General features: G+C 72.9%; 1 protein-coding gene. It reads left to right on the top strand.

The annotated features are described in order from the left end of the window. Positions 1-113: 113 nt before the first annotated feature. On the top strand, positions 114-410 hold a 297-nt coding region (locus VR44_RS13530), incomplete at its 3' end, for a PadR family transcriptional regulator (RefSeq protein ID WP_045947721.1).

Raw genomic sequence — 410 nt, 5'->3', positions numbered from 1 at the left:
GGGCGGGGTCGGCCCTGCGGGGCGGGGTCGGCCCTGCGGGGCGGGGTGTCCCGCCCTGCGGGACGATTGCCCACACCGGGGGCGGGACGATTGCCCACACCTAGGATGGCCGCATGTCGTTGCCGCATGCCATTCTCACCGCGTTGCTGGAGAGGCCCTCGTCCGGGCTGGAGCTGACGCGGCGGTTCGACAAGTCGATCGGGTACTTCTGGTCGGCGACGCACCAGCAGATCTACCGGGAGCTAGGGCGGCTGGAGGAGGCCGGGCTGATCCGGGCGCTGCCCAGCGAGGGGCCCGTGCGGGGGCAGAAGAAGCAGTACGAGGTGCTGCCCGGCGGCAGTGCGGAGCTGGCCCGCTGGGTGGACGAGCGGCAGGATCCCAAGCCGATGCGGGACGCGCTGCTGCTGCGG

Source organism: Streptomyces katrae, assembly GCF_000966975.1.
Lineage (GTDB): Bacteria > Actinomycetota > Actinomycetes > Streptomycetales > Streptomycetaceae > Streptomyces > Streptomyces katrae.
This window is presented reverse-complemented; position numbering and strand designations above follow the sequence as displayed.